Raw genomic sequence first — 23,486 nt, 5'->3', positions numbered from 1 at the left:
CTCAAAGTGCCGGCCGGTAATCTTCCGTTCCCCAGTGAATGATGCGCTGGCTCCGCCGTGACGGCATTGCCGGATGATAGTGACGGTCAAGCGCAGCAAGCGCCGTTCTTAAAATCAGCTTTGCCGAACGGACGGGCCACTGCCGTTCCCGTTCGACAAGCTCCAGCCCCTTCAAGAAGCAACAGACGTCGACAAGGACGCCGGAAAGCTCCGGTCCCACCGCTTCCAGTGCGCGCTCGACCCGCTGGCGGGCAGCAAGCGCCGCATCGGTGATTTCGAGGACGCCGTTTGAACACGAGGCGCTGCCCGTCACGTCCCAATTTGCCCCGATCGAGGGCATCAGGTTGCCAATCGTGTAGTCCGCGCGCAGCCGTTCGCCCGCCTTGAACGCTTCGTCGTTGATAAAGGGCGTTCCGCCGGCATCTTTGCGCTTGCGGAGCGTGGCAAGGGGCGATTCACTCTGGTTGCTGCGTACCTGGGATGTGCCATGTCGGTCAGCGAGGACCACCGTCGTCTCTTCGCGATGCTGACCGGCGAAAGGATCGTCCGATAAGGCGACCCGGCGCAAATGTGCTTTGCCGGCTTCGCTGATGGAAAGTTCCGTTCCGCGCAGCGTCGCGCTGCCGTTGCTTAGTGCCGATTTGACTGCGGCATGCTCGACCGAAATCGCGCCGTGCTCGCAGCTTTCCAACATCACCCTCCCATTTCCGGCTTGATCGACGAGGAAACCCGGGCCTTTTGCCAGAAAGCGCAACAGTCGCAACTCGCGGTTCTTATCGTTTGCTGCTCTCATCAGCGCACCGTCCCGTCGCGCATGAATGCGACCTTCACGATGTTCTCGATCGTCTGAACAATATGGTCAAACTCCAGCTCCTCGCGCATGTCCTCGATAAGATGGCATGCGTGGTTCACTGTGCTCCGGTCGCGGCCGAAGGCGCGCCCTACCTCGCTCATGGTCAGAGCAAGCGTCACATGCGCGACATACATGCCGATCTGCCGAACCCTGGCAACCGGGCGCTCGCAGCGTGAATGTGAGCGCAGTTCGCGGCCGCTCACATTGAAGAACGTCGAAAGAATATCGATCAGGCCATCGCAAACCTGGAGCAGCCGCTCGTCGAGAGGCGCTTCCTCGTCGACGGACCCAAGCTCCGGTATCTTCGGTTTACCGCGCCTTGGCCGAAGCGAGTGGACCATCGCCTTGGCCTCAGGGGCGGAACGGATCAGATTGAGCAAACTCGAAGACATCCTAGCTCCAATTTCTAATAGGAATATCTTCTTATATTGGACCCTTCAAGTGCGTGGATAAGTTTTCCTGACAGCCTATCTTAACAATCTGTATTTACATTGTATTTTTGCATTCGGCCTTCAAAGCCGAGGACATAAATCCTACACGCAGCATCATCGCGCATAATCGTTTGATCCACAAAAGAAGGGGTAAAACGTGTCGGTGATCGATTGGAACAGACAGAAAATCGCATTTTTAAAATCGCAGGAGCAAGAGACCAGCGATGCTCGCCAGCGACTTGCGCTTCAAATTCTTTGTGGCGAGGATCTGGGTACGGTTCTATTGCTTGACGCGGCGAAGAAGGAACATCTGTGCAAGCGGCTGAAGCGGCTGATCGAACGCGAACGCCTCAAGGGCGCCGCAGGCCATTGGAGCTATGATCTCAACCGCCATATTGGCCTGAAGCAGGCGCTTGAAACGCTAAAAGTATCGCTTTCCAGCAGCGAGCCGGAGAAACAGATCCGCACCGCTTGAATGCAAAAACGGCGCCCTGCGGCGCCGTCCCGTCTGCGTGGCATATGCCCGTTGCTCGATCAGGCAGCCTTCTTGCGCTTGCGACCGAGGCCCATGTTCTTGGCCAGGCGCGAACGCGCTGCTGCATAGTTCGGAGCGACCATCGGATAGGACGGGTCCAGATCCCACTTTTCGCGATACTGTTCCGGCGTAAGGCTGTAGTGGGTCATCAGGTGACGCTTCAACGACTTGAACTTCTTGCCGTCTTCGAGGCAGACGATGTAGTCGTCCGCAACGGACTTCTTCGGGTTGATGGCCGGCTTCGGCTTTTCCTGAACAGCAACGACTGTTTCGACGCTGCCCCCAACTCGGCCGAGCGCTGCATGAACGTCGGCGATGAGAGTAGGCAAGTCACCGGCTGGCACCGAATTGTTGCTGACATAGGCAGCAACCAGTTCGGCAGTGAGTTCAAGCAGGACGTCGCCGGCAGTTGTGTTTGAATTGTCGAACGTGGTCATCTAAGTCCAATTCCTTCGTCTATTTTTTTATCTCGGTAGGTAGATTAAAATCACCAATATAAAGTCGAGAACACGCGAGGTCTCCAACGCCTTTGATGACACTCTATTGCGGAACGCATTTTATTTGTCAAATCAATACTTCGTTCAAAAAAGAAATATTTCAAATAATCCCGTGAATAGAGATTAACAGGACGCAAACGACAATGGACGCAAGAAAGCCAGGGCCCGGCCACTGGTGCGACAACACTTAGGGAATGCTGACAGCGATTTGCGGCATACCACTAAGACAAAAAATGGCAAAAATGAGGAACAACGATCCGCGTCCCAAGCATTCTATAATAACAGATATTGCCGATTCTAGTGTTCATGCCTACATCTGGCGTAAAAAGGAACCCTCAATGACCACAAGAACATTCAAGGTCGTCAAGTCGGACGCACAATGGCGTGAACAGTTGACACCCGAACAATACCAGATCACGCGAAATCACGGGACGGAACGTGCTTTTTCCAGTCCGAACTTCGACAGCAAGTTGAAGGGGACCTACAAGTGCGTCTGTTGTGACCGACCGCTCTACCGCTCCGAGACAAAATATGACTCGGGCACAGGTTGGCCAAGTTTCTACGCGCCCATCGAGCCTGAGGCCGTTTTTGCTGTCGAGGACCGCTCCTACGGCATGCTGCGCACGGAGATAAAGTGCTCGGACTGCGACGCGCATCTTGGCCACGCTTTTCCCGATGGGCCACCGCCTACGGGCGTGCGCTATTGCATGAACGGCAATGCGCTCGTCTTCGATGAGGATTGACGTGGCGCCGGCGTTTCTTGCACATAGTTTCTGAACGTGTATTTCCGCCCGCGGGACGCTCCCGTCGGTAACCATGAAAGTTTTTAGATGACCAACCCTTCGCGCTTCCCCGCTCTTGCTGCACCTCAATCCGAAAAAAGGCCCGTCTCCGACACACGTCACGGGATTACCCGCGTCGATGACTATGGTTGGATGCGGGCCGAGAACTGGCAGGACGTTTTTCGCGATCCCGCCACGCTTGATCCGGCAATTCGCCAGCATCTCGAAGCGGAAAACGCGTATCAGACAGCGCTGATGGAAGATACCAAACCGCTCCAGCAGCGTCTCTTTGACGAGATGAAAGGCCGGATCAAGGAAGACGATTCGTCAGTACCTTCGAAAGATGGTCCTTATGCATATGGCACGTCCTATAAGGTTGGTGGCCAACAGCCGCGGTTTTTCCGCACGCCGCGCGATGGCGGCGATGAGACCATGCTGCTCGACGGCGATCTCGAAGGCGAAGGCAAGCCGTATTTCCGTCTCGCGTCGGCCGATCACTCGCCGGATCACAACAAGATGATCTGGGGGTACGACGACAAGGGCTCCGAGTTCTTTACATTGAAGGTTCGCGACCTGACAAAGCTTCAGGACCAGACGGACAGCGTGAGCGACACCACCGGCGGCGGTGTATGGAACGCGCAATCCAATGGCTTTTACTACACCCGGGTCGATGCCAATCACCGGCCATCGCGCCTCTACTACCATGAACTCGGCCAACCGGAGAGCGAGGACCGCCTCATTTATGAGGAAAAGGATCCAGGCTTCTTCCTCGGCGTCGGCGGCAGCTCGCTGAACGACTTCATCTTCGTTGATATTCACGATCACCAGACGTCAGAAATATGGCTGATCCCCGCCAACGACGCGACCGCCGAGCCAAGACTCGTTGCAGGGCGCGAGCCCGGCGTCGAATATAGTCTCACCGAAGGCGGCGACGTGTTTTACATCCTCACCAATGATGAGGGCGCCAAGGATTTCAAGATCATGAGCGCTCCGGTGGACGCGCCCGAAAAGTCGAATTGGACCGAAGTGGTCGCGCACAAATCCGGACGTCTTCTCCTTGGTCATTCCGCCTATTCCAGCCATCTCGTTTGGCTTGAGCGCGAGAACGGTCTGCCGCGTATTCTCATTCGCGATCGCAAGAGCGGCGAAGAGCACGCCATCGCCTTTGACGAGGAAGCTTATGCGCTTGGTCTTGAGGGAAGCGCCGAGTATGACACCGACATCATCCGATTCTCATATTCGTCAATGACCACGCCGACACAGGTCTATGACTACAACATGCGTACCCGCGAGCGCACCTTGCTGAAAACGCAGGAAGTTCCATCCGGGCACAATCCTGAGGATTATGTGACGCGTCGCTTGCTGGCCCCTGCCCCCGACGGCGAGCTTGTACCTGTCTCGATCGTCTATCATCGCGATACCAGGATCGATGGCACAGCACCGTGCCTGCTCTATGGTTATGGGTCCTATGGGATCAGCATACCCGCGAGTTTCAATACCAATTGCCTCTCGCTCGCCGACCGCGGATTTATCTACGCGGTTGCGCATGTTCGCGGCGGCAAGGACAAGGGCTATGACTGGTATGAGAACGGCAAGCGGCTCAACAAGAAAAACACCTTTACCGATTTCATTGCCGCTGCACGGCACCTCGTAGCCGAAGGGTACACGAGCCACGACCGCATCGTCGCGCAGGGCGGTTCCGCCGGCGGCATGCTGATGGGCGCCATCGCCAACATGGCGCCTGATACATTCGGCGGCATCATCGCCGAGGTGCCATTCGTCGACGTAATCAACACCATGCTCGACGATACGCTGCCACTGACGCCGCCCGAGTGGACGGAATGGGGCAATCCGATCACTTCGGCGACCGACTATGAATATATGGCCTCCTATTCGCCCTACGAGAACGTTGAAGCCAAGGCGTACCCGCCAATTCTGGCCGTCGCGGGCCTGACTGATCCGCGCGTTACCTATTGGGAACCGGCGAAGTGGGTGGCCAAAATTCGTGAGCTCAAGACCGACAACAATCCGGTACTCTTCCGCATCAATATGGAAGCCGGGCATGCGGGGGCTTCGGGGCGTTTCTCACGTCTGGAAGAGGTGGCCTATGTGTACGCCTACGCGCTGAAGCTCGCCGGAAAAACACAAATGTGAACACCATCGCAGAAACTTCCGAGTGCCCCGTGCCGTTGCTCAATGAAACGAACGCGCAATGTTGCGCCAGATTGAGTATAACTGCTGTGTTGGCTACGGAGGTTTCTTGCAATGTTACAAAGCAGGCTCATGCTATTGGCTGCTATGGGGCTCGCCGCCCAGCCTTTTCTCGCCGTTGCCCATATTGATCGCGCGGCGGCCGTACTCAAGAATGTAAGCGAATATGCCGGGCGGCGCTGCAATACGCCGCCGCGCGGCTCCGGCATCATCATCGGCTATTATTCAGGCACGACCGACAATCCGATCATCTCGTTTGGCGGCGACGAAGCGCCCGTCTTTGCGGTCCGTTGTTTCACTTCGTTGCAGGAATGCCAGGGCTGGCTCTATACGATGCGAAGCAAATATAATGATGGTCCGTCTGTCCTGATCCGCTGCGAACGGCGATGATCGCTAGCATTCACTGGGGCGCAGGAGCCGGATAGCCATTCGGGTGCGGCGGCGCAGCCTTCAGGTAGGCGGCGATTGCCTCGCGATCGGACGCATCGACCTGGGCCATGTTCTGGACGACGTCAGCCATGGAACTTCCAAGCGAATCGAATTCCGGCGTAAAACCGCTCTCGAGGGCGTAAGCGATGTCCTTCTCCGACCAATCGCTGATGCCTCCCTCCCCGTCCGTAATGTTGGGGACGACGCCCTTGCCTTCTGCGGCCTTGGCCCCCGCAAGCCATCTGCCCTTGTCGAGCCCGCCTATGGCGTTGCGCGGTGTGTGACACTCGCCGCAATGTCCGGGACCCTCGACAAGATATTGGCCGCGCTTCACCGCATCCGTCGCCTCGGCAATGGCAAGGACGGGTTTCGGCGAAAGATAAAGCCGCTTCCAGAGCCCCAGACCACGCCGGACATTGAAGGGGAAGCCGAGTTTGTGCGGACCGGCAACATTGTCCGAAGGCGGCAAGGTCTTGAGGTAGGCGTAAAGATCGGCAACATCCTGTGGCTGCATGCGCGCATAGGACGTATAGGGGAACGCTGGGTAGAAATGCCGGCCATCGGGCGCAACGCCTGCCATCATCGCATTGGCGAGGTCTTCGAACGACCAATCGCCGATACCCTGTTTTGAGGGAGAGATGTTCGGCGTCACGAAGGTCCCGAACGGGGTGACAAGGTTGACGCCGCCAGCCAGAACCAGCCGTGCGTCGCCCTTCGAGCCCGGTGCTGCATGGCAAGAAGCACAGCCGCCCTGCCAAAACACCTTCCCACCGCGCTGAACGTCGCCGGGGGCCACCCCGGCAAGTTGTGACGGATCAAGCCGGACGGGTGCCGTAAGATACCAGAAGCCCGCTCCAGCGATGACCGCGAGCAAGATGACGATGAGCGCGGCCCTGCGCATCATCGGTACGGTCTCAGTCTTTCTTGATTCGGAATGCCTTGTGGCAAGTGCCGCAATTCTCGGTCACCTGATTGAAGACGACCTTGAAGCTGTCGAGATCCTTTGGCTCGGCGGCAGCTGCCTTGGCTGCGTCGGCCTTGTATTTGCTCATGGCCGCTTCGAAACCAGCGCTATCTTCCCAGATTTTCGGCGAGGCTGTTGTCTTGCCGCCCGTCTCGGAGCCTTTCGGGAACAGTGTCGCGATATCGATTTTCTGCGCATCCTCGTTCAGATGCTTCAGCGCGGTCATGACCAGTTGGGCGTCAAAAGGCTTTTCGCCCTTGATGATCGGTGTGATGCTACCCACGGTCTTGCCCTGATCCTTCATCAGTGCCTGTCGGTCCGCGATCGGATCTGCATGCGCTGACATCGAAAAAACAGCGACGGCAAAAAGCGGCGCCGCAGTCAAAGCGATCAGTCTATTCATGGGTGTCTCCCAACTCTTGTGGCTAAATATGGTTTGGCTTCAAGGGTTTCCGGTTGGCACTCTAGATCAAAGGCAGCAAAAATCACCCGTAGCGTTCGATCAACTTTTCGTTTGTTGCAAAAACCCCGGCACTTGGCCGGGGTTTGTGCGTCTTAGAGCGAGAAGTAAACGCCGGTACGATAGTAACGCCCGCGGTTGTATCGCCGGTCATCCCACCCGCGATAGTGCGGGCGATCCCAGCGGCGATGGTGTGGACGATCCCACCGGCCGTAGTGACGACGGTCCCACCGGCGGTCCCAGCGTCGATCCCACCTGCGATCCCAACGATGATCACGCCTGTCCCACCGATGATGACGGCGGTCCCAGCGATCGTGGACGGGTTGTACATTCGGGTTTTGCACGCCGGCACGTGTGGCATCGACCGGTCGTTCAATAGCGACTGGCGCAGCGCTTGCGGTTCCGGTCGCGCCGACCGTTCCAAACGAAATAAGCGTGGCACATATGGCCGAGATCAATTTTCGCATCATTCCTCCAGTGAGAGCCGCTTCAGTTGGCTTTCAGCGTGTTTAATATGGAGCCTAGGACTTTAGGCACAGCTCCTGAACGCTGGATGAATAACGAATGTGTCAGAGATTGGATCGATTCCGGTGCGATCACTTATCGAATCAATTCGACCATATACGTGACATTGTCGTCGCCGTACCGCTCGCGCTCGCGACGACCATGCCTGCGCGACCACGCTTCCAATTGGGCGAATAATAGCTGACGACGTTCGTACGGTTTCGAAGCGAACCTTGAGATGTTCTTTTGATTATTTTTTTGGCTGGCAATATTTCAAGTGAAACTGATAGTGTTTGCGTAGCAGCATAAGAAATTGAATAAAATGCAACGGAATTTAACAACGCAATAGCAACAATATACGCACACTTCTTCATGACATACCCTTTTTACGCCTCACATTATTATTATTTCTACTAGATCAGAGCGCCTTACAGCTTGCTTTCCCAATTAGTTGCTAGTCGTTATTTTGCGATTGTTACAATCATCCGACTTTTCGCAAATGCTCTAATGTTTTCAATGTGATGCGCGCCCAGCTATTGTGCCTGGAATATTAAGGATAACGAAGTTTTAAGCGCGTCGGGGGCGCGCTAAACGCCATTTGATGCGGATGCTGACAAAATATGGCATGATATTTTAGAGAGATTTTGCAATGTCCCGATCAGAACGCCTGCTCGACCTTATCCAGATCATGCGCCGCCACCGCCGTCCGGTAAGCGGAAAAGTGCTCGCCGATGAGACCGGCGTGAGTATTCGTACGCTCTATCGCGACATCGCTACGCTTCAGGCGCAGGGCGCGCATATCGAAGGCGAGCCGGGTCTCGGTTACATGTTGCGGCCGGGCTTCATGTTGCCTCCGCTCATGTTTTCCGAAGACGAACTTGAGGCGTTGGTCCTCGGCTCCCGCTGGGTCGCAAAGCAGCCGGACAAACGATTGGCGCTCGCCGCGCGGGATGCCCTTTCGAAAATCGTCGCTGTTCTCCCGGAGGACTTGCGCAACGATGTCAATTCCTCGGCCCTGCTCGTCGGCCCACCGGGTTCTTCGCGGGATACGGTCGACCTCGCCACAGTTAGGAAGGCGATTCGTTCAGAACGGAAACTTGAGATCACCTACAGTGATGGCAATGGAACACAGTCGCGCCGCCTGATCTGGCCGTTCGCTCTCGGCTTTTTTGATCGTGTCCGTGTTGTTGTCGCCTGGTGCGAATTGCGCCAGGACAATCGCCATTTCCGCGCCGACCGGATTTTGGCGCTTGAGACCACGCACACGCGCTATCCCAAACGCCGTCATGCGCTCATCAAACAGTGGCGGGAGGCCGAAGGCATAAACCCGCTGGATTGAACGTTTGCTACTGCCAAAAACTGACAGTGTTAGAAGCTAGATTGCTCCTGTCAAACAGGAGGCAAAAATGTTCAATCCCAATTTCATGCTGATCTATGTGAAAGATGCAAAACGCAGCCGGCAGTTCTATGCCGAATTGTTCGATCGGGACCCTGTAGAGGAGTCTCCCGACTTTGCAATGTTTGTCCTCGATTCGGGCCTCAAATTTGCAATGTGGTCGCGCGAAAAGGCCCTGCCCGCACCCGCCGTTGAGCTTGGCGGCAGCGAACTGGTTTTCAGCGTCGACAGCGATGCGGCACTGGAAGCGTTGCATAGTGAATGGATAGGCCGTGAACTCGCCATCGCCCAACAACCGACACGACTGGATTTTGGCTATAGTTTCGTCGCGCTTGATCCGGATGGACACCGTTTGCGCGTCTATGCGCCGGCGGAGGACGCTACCCAGTGACCCGGCACTGGATCGCCGTCGCGTCGGCCGACCACGTCCGCAGGGGGCTCAAGGGCGGCTTCATGCAGGTTTGCCACGGCAAGATTGCACCATTGAAGCGGATCAAGCCCGGGGATCATGTCGCCTATTATTCGCCAACCGAAATACTAGGCAGCAAGGATGGGCTGCAATCATTCACAGCCATTGGTACTGTAAAAACCGGCGATCCTTACAGTTTCGACATGGGAAATGGCTTCGTCCCGTCCCGGCGTGACGTCGATTGGGACGAAACACATACAACGTCGATACGTCCTCTGCTCGACAAGCTTGAATTCACGGCGGGCAGGCCAAACTGGGGCGCTCAATTGCGCTTCGGCCTGCTTCAGATCAGCGCTGGTGATTTCGAACTGATTAAAGCGGCCATGAAAAACAAGACGGCCCCGTAAAGACGGGGCCGTTTGTGTGACTAGCGATCATGCTGCCTGGATAGTCGTGAGAGTCGTCGCTTGTTGAAAGTCTTTTATTTGACGATGGTTTAGGAGCGCTCACTCGCTTCGCTAGTCGGTGGGGACTTAAGGCACGGTAGGGATGCACGGCCTTGGCAGCTGATTCGTTATAGGCTTCGAGCCTTTGAGACCATCGGCGAGGAGATGCAGCGCCTTGCTTCGACGCAGTTCCACATCCATGCTCGCTCAGCAGATTTTTGGATTTTCGACCGTAGATGGCTGGTAATATATCGTTTCATCATCGGCTTCCGGCTGTAAAATGGCTAAATTCTCAAAGGCGTTTGGTTGAATATGTCCGTTATACCGCCGAAACTTTTCGGCAAAAGTGACAACGTTGTCCCTATTTGCCCGTATCGAGTTTGTTTATAATTATCCCATTGGTAAAATTGAGTAATTTTGAAAGATTTTTATATGCCAACCAGTTTCGGGGCTGATCTCCTGGTCGTCGAAGATCAACACTTGATGCGACTCGCCCTGGTCCACGAACTCCAGACCGCATTTCCAGCGTCGGTCGTGCACGCAGCGGGTACCATAAGCACGGTGATTGAACTAGCCGAATCGATCTCGTTCGCGCTTGTACTCATCGACCCTGGTCTTCCAGGCTACGATCCGCACTCCGCGCGCGATCGGCTGCACGTGATCAGGTCGATTGTGGAGCAGTCACCGGCGGCCATCCACGTGGTCATCACCGGCTCCGATAGTTTGGAAGAATGGGAGGCCTGCCAACGGCTCGGCGTCGCCGGTTACATCGCGAAGAACAATCTCAAGCCCGGCGCCATGGCTGATATCGTGCAGGAAATTGCCGAAGCCGGAAAATCGGTCGGCCTTGATCACGATGAAAGCACCGAGCCTGAGGTCTACCATTCGGCCCTGTCCCCGCGGGAACAGGAGGTGCTTGCCTGGATGCGGCAAAGACCATCCGGCGTCAGCAGAAAGGAAATTTACGACCAACTCGGATCGCATCTCAACATCGATGCGGCCTCGGCCGAGCGCTACTACAAACGCGCGAAGGCAAAGCTCTTGAAGATCGGCGTGTTGTCGAATCTATTTTGATATGTGCTATTGTCTGGTCGTTGCTTGATTCTATTATTTTAGCTTTTTCCGCACCGGTCAGGGGATTTTAAGCGGTCACGACGCTCTGGTTAATCGCTGGGCCTTCACCGTTATTCTTTTGCCGCCGGCGGACAATTTTGTTCGATGGATACTATGAGAATTACTTTCGATACGCACGAAATAATCGTGCCAATTCTTCCCGGCGACGTATCCGAGAAAATCTGGTCCGCACTGCAGAACGGCACCTATGAGGCCAAGGAAGCGTTCTGGGTGAAGCGCGCGGTTCGTCCCGGCGATCGCATTCTGGAGCTCGGCACGGGTCTCGGCATCATTGCGTCGGTAATGGCGGCAACCGATGACGTTCGCGTTCTGGCATTCGACGCCAATCCTGAAGTCGTCGCGCTGGCGCGGGAGGTGATCAGTACCAATGGCTTCGACAACGTCACGGTCAACCATGGCCTGCTTATGGCCGGCGAACCGCGCGAGGTCCCATTCTACGTGCGCAGGGATTTCTGGATGTCTTCGACATTCGCGGATCAGGGCCCCTATGAGCGCGTCATCACCATCCGTTCAATGAAAGTTGACGAGATTATAGCCGCTGCCGGGATAACGATCCTCGTGATGGACATCGAAGGTGGTGAATACGAGCTTCTCCGGGGCGCGCAATTGCCAGGTGTCGAGCGCGTCTTCCTTGAGTTGCACGACCATCTTTACGGCCTGGATGGCGTTATGCAGATCATGGCGGCGATGGCAGCGAAGGGTTTCGCTTTTGACCCGCGCGGCTCCAGTGGAGCATGCGCATTGTTCACCCGTGACCTGACGCTGCGGGCGTATGAAGAGGCTTTCGCTCTTGCCGGCGTATAGATTGCTCAAGGCCATGTTGCTTGTTGTTTCCGCCGGCCTTTGTCTGGTTGCAGGATGTGCCGTAGCCCAGCAGTGGGACGACGCGGCATTAATTCTCAGAGATACGTCAGGTGAGATCGTAAGGACCTACACGCGTCAACAACTCCGGAAAGAATTCACGCCGCGCGAACGAAACACCGATACACCTTGGAGCGCAGGGACAACTGTCGGCTTTCGCGGGCCGTTCTTAAAAGACATTTTGGCGAGGAACAGCCTCGTTGGAGGCTCGTTTGAAATTGGCGCCGCCAATAATTTCGTAGCCAAGATCAGTTCGAGTGAGATCGAGCGCTACGCGCCCATTCTCGCGACAGAGAAGAAATGTACGGATGAAGACAGGCAGAGCGGCGCCTGCAGCCCCAGCCAAACGTATCGGCTCTTGTCAATTGACGATGGCGGGCCACTTTATCTCATCTGGCCGCTCCACGATTTGCCGCCAAGATATCTCCCCAGCCGCAACGCTATTTGGGTTTGGTTCGTCGTATCGGTCAGGGCCCTTTCATGAAAAGGTATTTGTCGCAAGCTTCCTCGTTTCTTCTATACGCCGGCCTCCTGACGTCGGTGTGCCTGACGATTTGGGTGCTCCTGCGCACGGATGTCTACAGGCGTGAGACGGAGATCGTTTTTGGTCAGAGTTCGGAGGTGCAGTGGCGAGCATCGCAATCGCGCGACAAGGTGGCGCGGATTGTCGGCTATCTGAACGTTGCTGTCCAGACCGGGCAGCGTGACCCGCGTTTGCTCACAGAGATCCGGATGTTGCGATTCAACCTGAAATCGCTTGCTGCCCTCGAATATGCCAAAGACTTCATGCCACCAAACGACCCCAACGGGCTCGACCGCTCGATAAGAATGCTCGATACGGTCGTTTTACCCAACGTATTGGCTCAAACAAATTATAACGAGGTTCTGCATGATGTCTCCCTCGTCGACCTCTACCTCGCCGGGCTGCTGGGCGCCACCGTGGACCATAGTCAGGCGATAAGCGCTACAACGCGCATTGGAATTGACGCGGCCAGGAATCGGCTGACGTTTTTCGCGGCGCTTTCGGTAATTATCTTGAGCGCCATAGCAATTTACCAGCACAACAGGGACAAGAGCCGCGAGGATCAGCACATAAGGTCCTTCTCTTTGCTTTTCGCCCATATGACTCGCACGCGCATTGCAGCGCTGCGCCTGTTCCTCACCTACATCGATGGGAAAGTTCAACCATCCGCGGAAATGACGGAAGCTGCTCTTGCCACCATTCTCGAACTCGATTCGATCAATGAAGGGCTCATGCTGATTGGCCACAGGCGTTCCGACGCGCGTTCAATGCCGCTTGGTGATGTCGTTGCCGAGATTGCCAGCAAGAACAAACAGACTCTGATCATTCGAGCCAGCGAAGAAGCCTTCGCCATCCGCGTTCCTGCAGCGCAATTTCATCTGCTTATCGATGAACTGGTTCGCAATGCTATCAACGCGATACCAGCATCCAAGCGGCCGCAAATCACGATCGGGGCCGATATTCATCGCACCTTCATGGGAGCGGCTCGCCTTGTCCTCGCTGTCAAGGATAATGGCAAGGGTATGAGCGCGGACCTGCTTGCCAAGGCCCGCGAACCATTCTTCTCGACCAAGGCGGGCGTCCATGTCGGGCTCGGGCTGACCAATTCAGTTGAACTGGTCAAGTCGATGGGAGGGAAGCTTCAGATACAATCGACGCCGTTTGTTGGAACGGAAGTCCGTATATTCTACCCGATCTGAGCCCCCGCGCGATCACTACTAATATGCGAGCGCGCGAAACGTCAGCGTGGCGGGCATTGCTTGGGCTAAGCTCAAAACAAAAACGGCCCCGTAAGGACGAGGCCGCTTTACTGATCAGAAGCAGAGCCTACTTGGCCTTTTCGTAGAGCTCGAGCACGTAATCCCAGTTGATGAGATTGTCGACGAACGCTTCGAGGTACTTGGGACGGGCGTTACGATAGTCGATGTAATAGGAATGCTCCCACACATCGACGCCGAGAATGGGCGTGCCGCCATGAACGAGAGGATTCTCGCCATTCGGCGTCTTCGTGATTTCGAGCTTGCCGTCCTTTACGGAAAGCCAGGCCCAGCCTGAACCGAACTGCGTGGTGCCGGCATTGATGAAATCCGTGCGGAACTTGTCGTAGCCGCCAAGATCGGATTCCACGGCCTTTTCGAGCGCCCCCGGCAGTTTCTTGCCGCCGCCGCCCTTCTTGAGCCAGTGCCAGAAATGCAGATGGTTGTAATGCTGTCCGGCATTGTTGAAGAGGCCGGGATTCTTGCCGAAGGACTGCTTGACGATCTCTTCGAGCGAGAGGTTTTCGAGACCAGCTTCGGCAGCCAATTTGTTGCCGTTGTCAACGTAAGCCTTGTGGTGCTTGTCGTGATGGTATTCGAGCGTCTCACGCGACATATAGGGCGCAAGCGCGTCGTAATCATACGGCAGTGCGGGCAATTCGAAAGCCATGGAAGTCTCCTCTTCGATTAATTCTGTGACCGGATTGGCCGCCCGGCTGGGTACCGGTGCGTTGGTCGCCAATCCTGACAAAACCTGCCTTCGTTACATAGGTCCCAATTACTTCAGGAGCAATGCAAAACGGATCAATATTTCCGGCCGTTGCCTTTCGGCGGGTTAAATTTTCGGCGTGGAATGCGCAAACTCCCAATAAAGCTCCCGCGCCTTCTTGGCGATGGGACCCGGTTGAAGGTCGCGATCCTCGATGCGGGTAACGGGAACGACCTTCGAATGGTTCCCCGTCGAGAAAATCTCGTCAGCGCTGAGGAAATCGTGAACGCTCAACGTCGCCTGCGTTGTGCGGAAACCGTAGTCGGCAAGCACATCGATCGTGCGGGCGCGCGTGATTCCGGAAAGGAACGTCCCGTTGGGAGCGGGCGTGAAGATGTGACCGTCCTTGACGAGGAAGATATTGGAGGTGCCGGTTTCCGCGACATTGCCGAGCATGTCGAGGACGAGCGCGTTGTCGAAGCCACGCGATTTCGCTTCCGTGATCGCCCGTGCATTGTTGGGATAAAGGCAGCCTGCCTTGGCGTTGGTCGGCATCGTCTCGAATGTCGGGCGCCGGAACGGCGAGACAGTGACCGAGAAACCACTCGGCGCAATCATTGGCGCCTCATAGAGGCACAGGCAAAACCGCGTCGATTCCGGATCCGCGGGTACGCCCATATAGCCGCCATGCTCGGCCCAATACATCGGCCGGATATAAACGGCGGTATTGCCGTCGAACTTCTTTAATCCATCGTGGGTAAGCCCGATGATTTCGTCCACGCTCATCGTCGGATTGAGCCCGAGCGCAACCGCCGAGGCGTTGACGCGCGCCGCATGACGGTCGAGATCGGGGGCAACGCCCTCGAACCAGCGCGCTCCATCGAAGACCGATGATCCCAGCCACATCACATGGCTACGCGGGCCGATGAGTGGCACATTTCCTTCATACCAGTCGCCATCGACATAGGTCCATGTCAATGTCTGGGCTTGCGTACTGACGGCCATGATGCTGCTTCCATTCCCTGTAATCTGCTTTTTCATATCGAACGGCCAATTGCCTTCAAAATCAATGGCAGTTTCAGCTTCGAACGCCAAGTACCTATTGGCTCTTTATGTTCTTAGACGAAGGTCTAATTGCCAAAATGCGCGGACTCTAGGATTATAAAATCACAGTGTTCCTGCTCCTCGTCGATATCTCCCCTTTGGCGAGGAAATCTTTACAGACCCGCCAGGGTCTGTTTTTTTATGCCGACCCCGTTCGAACAATTCGACCAGTTGGCAGCAGACGAAACGATCTTTCACGAAGTGTTTATCCGCCGGTGAACGCGCTTTCGGTCGTTCCCGCGCCGTTTTGTTGCTTGGCGGCAACAGTGGCGCCGCCGCCTTCATTGCGCCCTATTGTAATCGGCTCGCGGCCATAATCATTGTGCGTCTAGAGCAACCACAAGCGTTTGTTCAAACCCATCCTTCCACGAATTTGGTTCAATCATGCAAAATACAATATCACGTCGCGGCTTTCTTGCGGCGTTGACTGCGACGGCCGCCGCCGGCCTCTCCGGTTGCGCTACAATCCGCGACGATCTTCCCGTCATCCAGGTGGACGACGCCGGCAATCCGCTCATGCAGCCGCAAATGGATGTGGATCCGGCATTTGCTTCCTTTGCGGAAATGTACTCCGCCCGCGAAGACGGCGGACATTCTCTGCCGGCCATACCGATCGCCAAGATGGACAAGCGCTATCTGCGCCAGATCGTCCCCGATCCGACAGGTGAGCGCCCCGGAACGCTTGTTGTCGATACCAACGACAAGTTCCTCTATCTCGTACGCGAAGACGGCCAGGCGGTTCGCTACGGCGTCGGCATCGGCAAGCAGGGCTTTTCATGGTCCGGCCGTGCTGTCGTCCAGTGGAAGCGCCATTGGCCGACCTGGACGCCGCCAGACGAAATGATCGCCCGCCAGCCGGACCTCGTAAAGTACAGCGCCAGGAATGGCGGCATGGAGCCCGGTCTCAAGAACCCGCTCGGCGCACGCGCGCTCTATCTCTTCCAGAACGGCGTCGATACGCTTTATCGCATACACGGCTCGCCGGAATGGTGGTCGATCGGCAAGGCCGTCTCGTCCGGCTGTGTCCGCCTAATCAACCAGGATGTGATCGATCTGTACGACCGCGTTCCCAACAAGACGCCGGTGCTGGTGATCTAGCCACCTGACGAAAAAAGGCCGGCAGCAACCGGCCGGCCTTTCGCAATGCTGATCAATGCTACAATGACAGTGCCTATCGCCGGCTCAGGCTTCCGAGGATGCCGCGCACCAGGGCACGCCCGAGCGAGCTTCCGACCGAACGGACGACGGACTTCATCGCCGCCTCCGCTACCGTCTGCCGGCCTCGTGGCTGGCCACCGCGCGGACCGGGCTTGCTGCTGCCGCCGAGGATATCCGGAAGCGTCCAGCCGCTGGTGCTGTCCGCTTCTTCGACCTGTTTGGCGGCGTCGGCTTCGGTCTTGGCCTGTTCGGCCTTCTTTTGTAGGAGTTCATAGGCGGATTCGCGATCGACCATCTCGTCATATTGGCCGGCAACGGGGCTGGCATTGATCAGGCGCTGGCGTTCATCGCTGGTCAGCGGTCCGATGCGGCCGGATGGCGGCCGGATCAGCGTGCGCTGAACCATGGACGGCACGCCCTTGTCGGCGAGCGTCGAAACCAGCGCCTCGCCGGTGGCGAGGTTGGTGATTGCCGCGAATGTATTGAAGTCGGGGTTCGGCCGGAACGTATCGGCGGCGGTTTTCACCGCATTCTGCTCGCGCGGCGTATAGGCGCGCAGTGCATGCTGCAGCCTGTTACCAAGCTGTGAAAGCACGGTTTCCGGCACATCCAGTGGATTTTGCGAAATGAAGTAGACGCCGACGCCCTTCGAACGAATGAGGCGAACGACCTGCTCGACGCGGGTGAGCAGCGCCTTCGGCGCTTCGTTGAAAAGCAGATGCGCCTCATCGAAAAAAAACACCAGACGCGGCTTTTCCGGATCGCCCACTTCGGGCAATTCCTCGAAAAGCTCCGACAGGAGCCAGAGCAGGAATGTCGAATAGAGGCGCGGATTGTTCATCAGTTTATCCGCGGCAAGAACGCTGACAACGCCGCGCCCATCGGTGCCGGTGCGCATGATGTCGGCGATCTTCAGGGCCGGTTCGCCAAAGAACTTCGTGCCGCCCTGCTGCTCGAGGACAAGCAGCGAGCGCTGGATCGCTCCCACTGACGGCTTGGTGACGTTGCCATATTTGGTGGAAAGCTCTTCGGCCCGCTCGGCCACGTTGACCAGCAAGGCCTGCAGATCCTTCATGTCGAGGAGCAGCAATCCGTCCTCGTCGGCGATCTTGAAGGCGATGTTCAGCACCCCCTCCTGCGCGTCGGTCAGGTTCATGAGGCGTGAGAGCAGCAATGGGCCCATTTCCGAGATGGTGGCGCGGATAGGATGCCCCTCCTCGCCGAAAATATCCCAGAAAATAACCGGCGATGCGCTGAGCTCATAGGGATCGAGCTTCACGTCGGCGGCGCGCTTGACGAGAAAGTCCTTCGCCTCGCCTTTGGCGGCAATGCCGGAAAGATCGCCCTTGATGTCGGCGCAGAACACTGGTACGCCCGCCTGGGAGAACCCCTCGGCGAGCACCTGCAGCGTCACCGTCTTGCCGGTGCCTGTCGCGCCGGTGATAAGGCCGTGCCGGTTGCCGAATTTCAGCAGCAGCGATTCTGCCTGCTGGTAGCTATCGTCGGGTTTGCGGCTTGCACCAAGAAAAATGCTGTCAGCGGCCATGTCGTTCGATCCTCGCAGGAAGTCACTCACTACACGGTATAGACAGCCAATTTGCATGCGACAATGGTTGCTTGGGAATAATGGCGAGGGCGAGCCAGCTTGAGCGTGTTTGAGGGGACCATTCACGTAGATTTGCGTAAACTTCGCACCTGTGTCTCAAGGTCCAAGCATGAATTTTGCGCCGTTCAACGATAATTTGCCGAGGTGCGTTTTAGAGCTGTCATCCAAGCTGAAATAGACTTGTGCGGCGCGGATTTCGCGCATATTACGTAAACGTAATTCATGACGAGACGGGAGATTAGGCTCATGGAAGAACTCATCGCGCGGATTTCCGCCAATGTCGGCACCGATCCGGCAACCGCCACCAAGGCCGTCGGCCTGATCCTCGCTTTCCTGCAGAAGGAAGGTCCGGCGGACAAGGTCGGCGAACTCATTGCAGGCTTTCCCGGTGCCGAAGCCGCCATTGCCGAGGCGCAGTCGGGCGGCGGTCTGCTGTCCGGCCTAATGCCGGGCGTGATGGGCCTCGGCTCGAAGCTCATGGGGCTTGGGCTCGGCATGGGCGAAATCAGCGGCATTTCCAAGGAAACCATCGCTTTTGCCCGCGAAAAGGCCGGCAGCGGCCCGGTTGACGAAGTGGTCAATTCGATCCCCGGCCTCAGCCAGTTCGTCTGATTTTATGCCATTTTTATAAAAGCGCGTGCCGCTGGCGCGCGCTTTACCTTTTTCAGGTGCGATTGATCGAAACACCACCATCGACGAGCATGGCCGATCCTGTCGTGAAGCTTGCTTCATCGGAGGCGAGGTAGAGCACCGACTGGGCAATCTCGTCCGGCGTTGCAATCCGCTTCAGCGCATGCATCCCCTCGACGAATGCGCGCTTCTCAGGAGTATCGGTCCAGGCGTCCGCCAAGCGCGTCGCAGTACCGCCCGGCAGGATCGCATTTACTCTTATGCCGCTCGGCCCGAACTCGACCGCGAGCGTTTTCATAAGGCCGATGATGCCCGCCTTGCTCGCCGCATAGGCAGCAGCGCCCGGCATTCCCGCGGTGTAGCCAACGAAAGTGGACGTGAATATCAGCGAACCACCACCGCGACGCTGTAAAGCCGGTATTTGATGTTTTGCGCCCAGAAAAGCGCCCGTCAGATTGACATCGAGCGCGTTGCGCCAGCCTTCGAGCGATATTGCGGCGCTCGGCCCTATTTCGCCGTTTATCCCGGCGTTGTTGAAGGCGATGGCGAGACCTCCGAAACGGCTCTCCGCCAATGCAACCGACGCAGCGGCAAATTCTTCGTCCGTGACATCTCCCGCAAGTGCGGCCGCCCTGCCCCCGTTGCTTTCGATGGCATCGACAAGCTGTTCGAGTTTATCCCGACGCCGTGCCGTCACGACCACGTTTGCACCCTCGCTCGCAAATAGCAGCGCCGTTGCAAGGCCTATCCCGGAACTTGCGCCGACAATAAGCGCCGTCTTGCCTTTGAGTCTGTCCATTTTCGCTGCCTTTCAGGTTTCGATCCTGATGCAGAAATTTCACAGTAGCGCAGCGTCAGCCACCCGAAACCTGCGCGTTGTCCAACATGGAACAAACGTGGCAAAAAAGCCCGCTTTCTCAATATGTTGGCCAAGCGGCACTTTGCTTTGTTGCGAAGCAGCATGAGTCCTCCTAAAGTCGCCGACAAAAATGCGCCGACCGGGAGTAAGCATGGACTCGTCACTGATCAAGGAAACGGAATTTGCGGCAATTGACCGGGATATTTGGGTCAAGCTTGCGCAAAAGGCCTTGAAAGGCGCCGATTTCGATGAATCCCTGACATCCAGGACCGACGATAACATCAAGATCGAGCCGCTTTACGAGCGCCGGCGCAAGGCGCAGCTCACGCCGCGCAAGGACCCTGCGCAGCCCTGGCGTATCGTCCAGCGCATCGACGATCCGGATCCGGCGCGCGCCAACAAACAGTTGCTTGAGGATCTTGAGAACGGCGCTACCGGCATCGCTCTCGTCTTCGAAGGCGCGCCAAATGCCTTTGGCTACGGCCTTCCCTCGACCCGCGAGGCTGTCGACGAAGTGCTCTACGGCGTTCATCTCGACATGATCCACCTGCGCATGGATGTGCACCCGCGCAGCCGCGCCTGTGCCGACTGGTTCGTCGACTATATGCGCCCGCGCGACGTCAACCCCAAGACGCTGAGCTTTTCGCTCGGCATCGATCCGGCGGCGACGCTTGCCGGTACGGGCCGGCTTCGCATGACGCTTGCAGCCTTGAAAGCATCGCTGCCGCAGTCCCTCTCGGGTTTCTTTTCGCCCGACCTGCCCGGCATCGTTCTCGAAGCCGATGGCCGCGTCTATCACAACGCCGGCGCTACGGAGGCGCAGGAACTCGGCGCCATGCTGTCGATCGCCGCCGGGCATTTCCGGCTGTTCGAAGAAGCACGCCAGCCCATCGTCTATGCGGCGCCGCATCTCGGTTTTGCCCTTTCACTCGACCAGGACCAGTTTCTGTCTATCGCCAAGATCAGGGCGTTGCGCCGGCTGTGGGCGCGGCTCCAGCAGGTCTGCGGCAGCGTTCGTCCTGCTCCCGCTGTGATCCATGCCGAAACGTCGATGCGCATGATGACGAAGCGCGACCCCGAAACCAACATCCTGCGCACGACGATTGCCGCTTTCGCCGGCGCTGTCGGCGGCGCCGACTCGATCGCAATCCTGCCGCACACGATCACCCATGGCCTGCCCGATCCGTTTGCCCGCCGCCTCGCCCGTAACACGCAGCTTATTCTCGCCGACGAAAGCAATCTCGCCTTCGTCGCCGATCCGGGGTGCGGGTCCGGGGCTGTCGAGGGGCTCACCGAAGCGCTGTGCAAGGCGGCGTGGAAGGAGTTCCAGGCGCTTGAACGCGACGGCGGCATTCTGCAAAGCCTCGTCGACGGCAAATTCCAGGCGCGCATCGTTGAGGCCCGCAACCGGCGCGCCGCGGAATATGCGTCGGGCAAACGGGCCATCGTCGGCACCACCATCTTTCCGCCGAAAAAGGAGAGGCCAGTACGGGTAATCGACGCACCGCACATGCCGATGCCGACCGACGGGGTTGTACATTGCGAACCGCTTAGCTTTCCGCGCATAGACGAAACCTTCCAGGCCGCCGAGTAAAATGAGAATTCCGGATTTCACCACCATCGATTGGCAAGAGCCGAAACCGCTGCCATCCAGGCTCGACAGGTCAAGTTGGAAGACGCCTGAAGGGATCAAGGTCAAGCGCAGCTATGGCGACGCAGCCGTGAGGATTCTTCCGCATCTCGACAGCTATCCCGGCGCCGCGCCCTTTATTCGCGGGCCCTACCCGACCATGTATGTGCAGCAGCCCTGGACGATCCGCCAATATGCGGGCTTCTCGACGGCCGAAGAATCCAATGCATTCTACCGGCGCAATCTCGGCGCGGGCCAGAAGGGTTTGTCTGTTGCGTTCGACCTTGCAACGCATCGTGGCTATGACAGCGACCATCCCCGCGTTGCCGGCGATGTCGGCATGGCCGGCGTCGCCATCGACTCCATTCTCGACATGCAGCAATTGTTCGACGGCATCCCGCTCGGCGAGATGACGGTTTCAATGACCATGAACGGCGCCGTCTTGCCGATCCTTGCGCTCTATATCGTCGCGGCGGAGGAGCAGGGGGTCGCGCAGAAACAGTTAGCGGGGACCATTCAGAACGACATTCTGAAGGAGTTCATGGTTCGCAACACATATATTTATCCGCCGCAACCATCGATGCGGATCGTCTCCGACATCTTCTCCTATACGTCGGAGAACATGCCGAAGTTCAACTCGATCTCGATCTCCGGCTATCATATGCAGGAGGCCGGTGCGACCGCCGATCTCGAACTTGCCTATACGATTGCCGATGGCATCGAATATGCCCGCGCCGGTGTTGCGGCCGGCCAGGACATCGACAGTTTTGCACCGCGCCTCTCCTTCTTCTGGGCGATCGGCATGAACTTCTTCATGGAAGTCGCCAAGCTGCGCGCGGCACGGCTGCTCTGGGCAGCGCTGATGAAGAAGAACTTCAATCCGAAGGACGAGCGCTCGCTGTCGCTGCGCACCCATTCCCAGACCTCCGGGTGGTCGCTGACCGCGCAGGATCCGCACAATAACATCATGCGCACGATGATCGAGGCGATGGCGTCGACGCAGGGGCACACCCAGTCGTTGCACACCAACTCCTTCGATGAAGCCCTGGCCTTGCCGACCGATCACTCGGCCCGTATTGCACGTAATACGCAGTTGATCCTGCAAAAAGAATCCGGCACAACGCGGATCATCGATCCCTGGGGTGGATCGGCCTATGTGGAGCGCCTGACGCACGATCTTGCGGCGCGGGCTTTGGCGCATATCGAGGAAATCGAAGCGCTCGGCGGCATGGCGAAGGCAATCGAAAAAGGCATTCCGAAAATGCGGATCGAGGCCGCGGCGGCCCGCACGCAGGCCCGGATCGACAGCGGCCAGCAGCCCGTCGTTGGTGTCAATTCCTATCGCCCGACAAAAGACGTCGAAGTGGACGTCCTGAAGGTCGATAATGCGGAGGTCCGCGCTCGCCAGCTTGCCAAGCTCCAGCAACTCAAGGGCACGCGCGACGTTGCTGCGGTCGACGTCGCACTTTCCGCGCTGACAAGCGCTGCGAAGGCCGGAACCGGCAATCTCCTCGATTTTGCCATCAAGGCTGCGCGCGCCCGCGCGACAGTGGGCGAGATTTCCCTCGCGCTCGAAAAGGCTTACGGCCGTCACGTGGCGGAGATTCACACGATCTCCGGTGTCTATCGCAAGGAGATCGGCAAGAGCGATGCGGTCGACCGGGTGCAGGCGAAGGCAGCCGCCTTCGAGAAACGCACCGGAGAGAAGCCGCGCATTCTCGTTGCCAAGATGGGACAGGACGGCCATGACCGCGGCCAGAAGGTCATCGCAACTGCATTCGGCGATCTCGGCTTCGAGGTCATCGTTGGCGCCATGTTCCAGACACCTGAGGAAGTCGCCGATCTTGCCGTTGAAAGCAACGTCCGCATCGTCGGCGTATCATCGCTTGCGGCAGGCCATCTCACCCTGGTGCCGGAACTCAAGGCAGCTTTGAAACGTCACGGCCGCAATGACATCCTGATCATCGTCGGCGGTGCCATCCCGCCGCAGGATTTCAACGCCGTTCTCGAGGCCGGCGCGACCGCGATCTTTCCGCCCGGGACCGTTATCGGCGAGGCCGCCGAAAAGTTGATCGATAAATTGCTGGATTCATTGTGAC

At 57.4% G+C, this 23,486-nt stretch carries 25 protein-coding genes; 15 read left to right on the top strand and 10 right to left on the bottom strand.

The window, feature by feature from the left end:
* Position 1: 1 nt before the first annotated feature.
* Positions 2 to 793 carry a DUF6456 domain-containing protein gene (locus tag AC1DNI_RS06740; RefSeq protein WP_477691274.1) on the bottom strand — a complete coding sequence of 264 codons (792 nt, stop codon included), beginning with the start codon at positions 791 to 793 and terminating at the stop codon, positions 2 to 4.
* Complete coding sequence (locus AC1DNI_RS06735) at positions 793 to 1,245, bottom strand: helix-turn-helix domain-containing protein (protein ID WP_477691273.1); 453 nt, start codon at positions 1,243 to 1,245, stop codon at positions 793 to 795. Before AC1DNI_RS06735 ends, AC1DNI_RS06740 begins: the two co-directional genes overlap by 1 nt.
* Before the next feature lie 205 nt (positions 1,246 to 1,450).
* Here AC1DNI_RS06735 and AC1DNI_RS06730 point away from each other — a divergent pair, with 205 nt between their 5' ends.
* On the top strand, positions 1,451 to 1,759 hold the full coding sequence (locus AC1DNI_RS06730) for a cytoplasmic protein (RefSeq protein ID WP_477691492.1): 309 nt from the start codon (positions 1,451 to 1,453) through the stop codon (positions 1,757 to 1,759).
* A 59-nt stretch (positions 1,760 to 1,818) separates the two neighbouring features.
* Here the strand turns inward: AC1DNI_RS06730 and AC1DNI_RS06725 are convergent, their stop codons facing one another.
* Positions 1,819 to 2,256 carry a Ros/MucR family transcriptional regulator gene (locus AC1DNI_RS06725; protein WP_027229976.1) on the bottom strand — a complete coding sequence of 146 codons (438 nt, stop codon included), beginning with the start codon at positions 2,254 to 2,256 and terminating at the stop codon, positions 1,819 to 1,821.
* Between the two features lie 398 nt (positions 2,257 to 2,654).
* Between AC1DNI_RS06725 and msrB the strand changes: the two genes are divergently transcribed.
* The 3 genes from msrB to AC1DNI_RS06710 all read left to right on the top strand — a co-directional run bounded on the left by msrB (position 2,655) and on the right by AC1DNI_RS06710 (position 5,699).
* The gene (msrB, locus tag AC1DNI_RS06720; protein ID WP_113282039.1) at positions 2,655 to 3,059 is read left to right on the top strand and encodes a peptide-methionine (R)-S-oxide reductase MsrB; all 405 of its coding nucleotides are present in this window, start codon (positions 2,655 to 2,657) and stop codon (positions 3,057 to 3,059) included.
* 87 nt (positions 3,060 to 3,146) lie between these two features.
* A complete protein-coding gene (locus tag AC1DNI_RS06715; protein WP_477691272.1) occupies positions 3,147 to 5,252 on the top strand; it encodes a S9 family peptidase in 2,106 nt (701 codons plus the stop codon).
* Positions 5,253 to 5,363: 111 nt separating this feature from the next.
* Positions 5,364 to 5,699, top strand: coding sequence for a hypothetical protein (locus tag AC1DNI_RS06710; protein ID WP_027229979.1), 336 nt, complete (start codon positions 5,364 to 5,366; stop codon positions 5,697 to 5,699).
* Between the two features lie 10 nt (positions 5,700 to 5,709).
* On the opposite strand, the gene AC1DNI_RS06705 is transcribed toward AC1DNI_RS06710, so the two are convergent.
* From AC1DNI_RS06705 to AC1DNI_RS06695, 3 genes are all read right to left on the bottom strand, one after another.
* A complete protein-coding gene (locus tag AC1DNI_RS06705; RefSeq protein ID WP_477691271.1) occupies positions 5,710 to 6,642 on the bottom strand; it encodes a c-type cytochrome in 933 nt (310 codons plus the stop codon).
* A 10-nt stretch (positions 6,643 to 6,652) separates the two neighbouring features.
* The gene (locus tag AC1DNI_RS06700) at positions 6,653 to 7,105 is read right to left on the bottom strand and encodes a c-type cytochrome (protein ID WP_477691270.1); all 453 of its coding nucleotides are present in this window, start codon (positions 7,103 to 7,105) and stop codon (positions 6,653 to 6,655) included.
* Positions 7,106 to 7,187: 82 nt separating this feature from the next.
* The gene (locus AC1DNI_RS06695) at positions 7,188 to 7,493 is read right to left on the bottom strand and encodes a hypothetical protein (RefSeq protein WP_477691269.1); all 306 of its coding nucleotides are present in this window, start codon (positions 7,491 to 7,493) and stop codon (positions 7,188 to 7,190) included.
* An 822-nt stretch (positions 7,494 to 8,315) separates the two neighbouring features.
* Here AC1DNI_RS06695 and AC1DNI_RS06690 point away from each other — a divergent pair.
* From AC1DNI_RS06690 to AC1DNI_RS06660, 7 genes are all read left to right on the top strand, one after another.
* Complete coding sequence (locus AC1DNI_RS06690; RefSeq protein ID WP_477691268.1) at positions 8,316 to 9,005, top strand: helix-turn-helix transcriptional regulator; 690 nt, start codon at positions 8,316 to 8,318, stop codon at positions 9,003 to 9,005.
* Between the two features lie 67 nt (positions 9,006 to 9,072).
* Positions 9,073 to 9,453: a VOC family protein gene (locus tag AC1DNI_RS06685; RefSeq protein ID WP_477691267.1), complete on the top strand. Its 381-nt coding sequence runs from the start codon at positions 9,073 to 9,075 to the stop codon at positions 9,451 to 9,453.
* Positions 9,450 to 9,878: an EVE domain-containing protein gene (locus AC1DNI_RS06680; protein WP_477691266.1), complete on the top strand. Its 429-nt coding sequence runs from the start codon at positions 9,450 to 9,452 to the stop codon at positions 9,876 to 9,878. The genes AC1DNI_RS06685 and AC1DNI_RS06680 overlap by 4 nt, the downstream gene beginning before the upstream one ends.
* Before the next feature lie 471 nt (positions 9,879 to 10,349).
* Positions 10,350 to 10,991: a DNA-binding response regulator gene (locus AC1DNI_RS06675; RefSeq protein ID WP_153667900.1), complete on the top strand. Its 642-nt coding sequence runs from the start codon at positions 10,350 to 10,352 to the stop codon at positions 10,989 to 10,991.
* 153 nt (positions 10,992 to 11,144) lie between these two features.
* A complete protein-coding gene (locus AC1DNI_RS06670; RefSeq protein WP_477691265.1) occupies positions 11,145 to 11,855 on the top strand; it encodes an FkbM family methyltransferase in 711 nt (236 codons plus the stop codon).
* 1 nt (position 11,856) lies between these two features.
* Positions 11,857 to 12,396, top strand: a complete 540-nt coding sequence (locus AC1DNI_RS06665) for a hypothetical protein (RefSeq protein ID WP_477691264.1) — start codon at positions 11,857 to 11,859, stop codon at positions 12,394 to 12,396.
* Positions 12,393 to 13,634 (top strand): ATP-binding protein, encoded by a 1,242-nt coding sequence (locus tag AC1DNI_RS06660; protein WP_477691263.1) that lies wholly within the window; start codon positions 12,393 to 12,395, stop codon positions 13,632 to 13,634. The genes AC1DNI_RS06665 and AC1DNI_RS06660 overlap by 4 nt, the downstream gene beginning before the upstream one ends.
* A gap of 127 nt (positions 13,635 to 13,761) precedes the next feature.
* Here the strand turns inward: AC1DNI_RS06660 and AC1DNI_RS06655 are convergent, their stop codons facing one another.
* Together AC1DNI_RS06655 and AC1DNI_RS06650 are read right to left on the bottom strand one after the other, a co-directional pair.
* Positions 13,762 to 14,361, bottom strand: coding sequence for a superoxide dismutase (locus tag AC1DNI_RS06655; RefSeq protein WP_477691262.1), 600 nt, complete (start codon positions 14,359 to 14,361; stop codon positions 13,762 to 13,764).
* A 165-nt stretch (positions 14,362 to 14,526) separates the two neighbouring features.
* Positions 14,527 to 15,405 carry a branched-chain amino acid aminotransferase gene (locus AC1DNI_RS06650; RefSeq protein WP_153667904.1) on the bottom strand — a complete coding sequence of 293 codons (879 nt, stop codon included), beginning with the start codon at positions 15,403 to 15,405 and terminating at the stop codon, positions 14,527 to 14,529.
* Between the two features lie 483 nt (positions 15,406 to 15,888).
* On the opposite strand from AC1DNI_RS06650, the gene AC1DNI_RS06645 reads away from it, so the two are divergent.
* Entirely contained in the window at positions 15,889 to 16,602 is a 714-nt protein-coding gene (locus AC1DNI_RS06645) for a L,D-transpeptidase (RefSeq protein WP_091950086.1), read from the top strand.
* A gap of 73 nt (positions 16,603 to 16,675) precedes the next feature.
* Here the strand turns inward: AC1DNI_RS06645 and AC1DNI_RS06640 are convergent, their stop codons facing one another.
* Positions 16,676 to 18,208: a helicase HerA-like C-terminal domain-containing protein gene (locus AC1DNI_RS06640; RefSeq protein ID WP_477691261.1), complete on the bottom strand. Its 1,533-nt coding sequence runs from the start codon at positions 18,206 to 18,208 to the stop codon at positions 16,676 to 16,678.
* A 306-nt stretch (positions 18,209 to 18,514) separates the two neighbouring features.
* Between AC1DNI_RS06640 and AC1DNI_RS06635 the strand changes: the two genes are divergently transcribed.
* Positions 18,515 to 18,880: a hypothetical protein gene (locus AC1DNI_RS06635; protein WP_027229994.1), complete on the top strand. Its 366-nt coding sequence runs from the start codon at positions 18,515 to 18,517 to the stop codon at positions 18,878 to 18,880.
* Positions 18,881 to 18,932: 52 nt separating this feature from the next.
* On the opposite strand, the gene AC1DNI_RS06630 is transcribed toward AC1DNI_RS06635, so the two are convergent.
* Entirely contained in the window at positions 18,933 to 19,697 is a 765-nt protein-coding gene (locus AC1DNI_RS06630; protein WP_477691260.1) for an SDR family oxidoreductase, read from the bottom strand.
* A gap of 211 nt (positions 19,698 to 19,908) precedes the next feature.
* Here AC1DNI_RS06630 and AC1DNI_RS06625 point away from each other — a divergent pair, with 211 nt between their 5' ends.
* Positions 19,909 to 21,351 (top strand): methylmalonyl-CoA mutase subunit beta, encoded by a 1,443-nt coding sequence (locus tag AC1DNI_RS06625; RefSeq protein WP_477691259.1) that lies wholly within the window; start codon positions 19,909 to 19,911, stop codon positions 21,349 to 21,351.
* Position 21,352: 1 nt separating this feature from the next.
* A complete protein-coding gene (gene scpA / locus AC1DNI_RS06620; protein ID WP_477691258.1) occupies positions 21,353 to 23,485 on the top strand; it encodes a methylmalonyl-CoA mutase in 2,133 nt (710 codons plus the stop codon).
* The last annotated feature ends 1 nt before the right edge of the window (position 23,486 follow it).

The sequence above is a fragment of the Phyllobacterium sp. 01N428 genome (assembly GCF_056399405.1).
The sequence above is the reverse complement of the archived record's forward strand: the minus strand, read 5'-3'. Positions and strand labels throughout refer to the sequence as shown.

What these genes read in the sequence shown, in the direction of transcription:
- AC1DNI_RS06740 (WP_477691274.1), bottom strand. Translation starts at nt 793, where the DNA reads ATGAGAGCAGCAAACGATAAGAACCGCGAGTTGCGACTGTTGCGCTTT.
- AC1DNI_RS06735 (WP_477691273.1), bottom strand. Translation starts at nt 1,245, where the DNA reads ATGTCTTCGAGTTTGCTCAATCTGATCCGTTCCGCCCCTGAGGCCAAG.
- AC1DNI_RS06725 (WP_027229976.1), bottom strand. Translation starts at nt 2,256, where the DNA reads ATGACCACGTTCGACAATTCAAACACAACTGCCGGCGACGTCCTGCTT.
- msrB (WP_113282039.1), top strand. Translation starts at nt 2,655, where the DNA reads ATGACCACAAGAACATTCAAGGTCGTCAAGTCGGACGCACAATGGCGT.
- AC1DNI_RS06715 (WP_477691272.1), top strand. Translation starts at nt 3,147, where the DNA reads ATGACCAACCCTTCGCGCTTCCCCGCTCTTGCTGCACCTCAATCCGAA.
- AC1DNI_RS06710 (WP_027229979.1), top strand. Translation starts at nt 5,364, where the DNA reads ATGTTACAAAGCAGGCTCATGCTATTGGCTGCTATGGGGCTCGCCGCC.
- AC1DNI_RS06705 (WP_477691271.1), bottom strand. Translation starts at nt 6,642, where the DNA reads ATGATGCGCAGGGCCGCGCTCATCGTCATCTTGCTCGCGGTCATCGCT.
- AC1DNI_RS06700 (WP_477691270.1), bottom strand. Translation starts at nt 7,105, where the DNA reads ATGAATAGACTGATCGCTTTGACTGCGGCGCCGCTTTTTGCCGTCGCT.
- AC1DNI_RS06695 (WP_477691269.1), bottom strand. Translation starts at nt 7,493, where the DNA reads ATGTACAACCCGTCCACGATCGCTGGGACCGCCGTCATCATCGGTGGG.
- AC1DNI_RS06690 (WP_477691268.1), top strand. Translation starts at nt 8,316, where the DNA reads ATGTCCCGATCAGAACGCCTGCTCGACCTTATCCAGATCATGCGCCGC.
- AC1DNI_RS06685 (WP_477691267.1), top strand. Translation starts at nt 9,073, where the DNA reads ATGTTCAATCCCAATTTCATGCTGATCTATGTGAAAGATGCAAAACGC.
- AC1DNI_RS06675 (WP_153667900.1), top strand. Translation starts at nt 10,350, where the DNA reads ATGCCAACCAGTTTCGGGGCTGATCTCCTGGTCGTCGAAGATCAACAC.
- AC1DNI_RS06670 (WP_477691265.1), top strand. Translation starts at nt 11,145, where the DNA reads ATGAGAATTACTTTCGATACGCACGAAATAATCGTGCCAATTCTTCCC.
- AC1DNI_RS06660 (WP_477691263.1), top strand. Translation starts at nt 12,393, where the DNA reads ATGAAAAGGTATTTGTCGCAAGCTTCCTCGTTTCTTCTATACGCCGGC.
- AC1DNI_RS06655 (WP_477691262.1), bottom strand. Translation starts at nt 14,361, where the DNA reads ATGGCTTTCGAATTGCCCGCACTGCCGTATGATTACGACGCGCTTGCG.
- AC1DNI_RS06650 (WP_153667904.1), bottom strand. Translation starts at nt 15,405, where the DNA reads ATGGCCGTCAGTACGCAAGCCCAGACATTGACATGGACCTATGTCGAT.
- AC1DNI_RS06645 (WP_091950086.1), top strand. Translation starts at nt 15,889, where the DNA reads ATGCAAAATACAATATCACGTCGCGGCTTTCTTGCGGCGTTGACTGCG.
- AC1DNI_RS06640 (WP_477691261.1), bottom strand. Translation starts at nt 18,208, where the DNA reads ATGGCCGCTGACAGCATTTTTCTTGGTGCAAGCCGCAAACCCGACGAT.
- AC1DNI_RS06635 (WP_027229994.1), top strand. Translation starts at nt 18,515, where the DNA reads ATGGAAGAACTCATCGCGCGGATTTCCGCCAATGTCGGCACCGATCCG.
- AC1DNI_RS06630 (WP_477691260.1), bottom strand. Translation starts at nt 19,697, where the DNA reads ATGGACAGACTCAAAGGCAAGACGGCGCTTATTGTCGGCGCAAGTTCC.
- AC1DNI_RS06625 (WP_477691259.1), top strand. Translation starts at nt 19,909, where the DNA reads ATGGACTCGTCACTGATCAAGGAAACGGAATTTGCGGCAATTGACCGG.
- scpA (WP_477691258.1), top strand. Translation starts at nt 21,353, where the DNA reads ATGAGAATTCCGGATTTCACCACCATCGATTGGCAAGAGCCGAAACCG.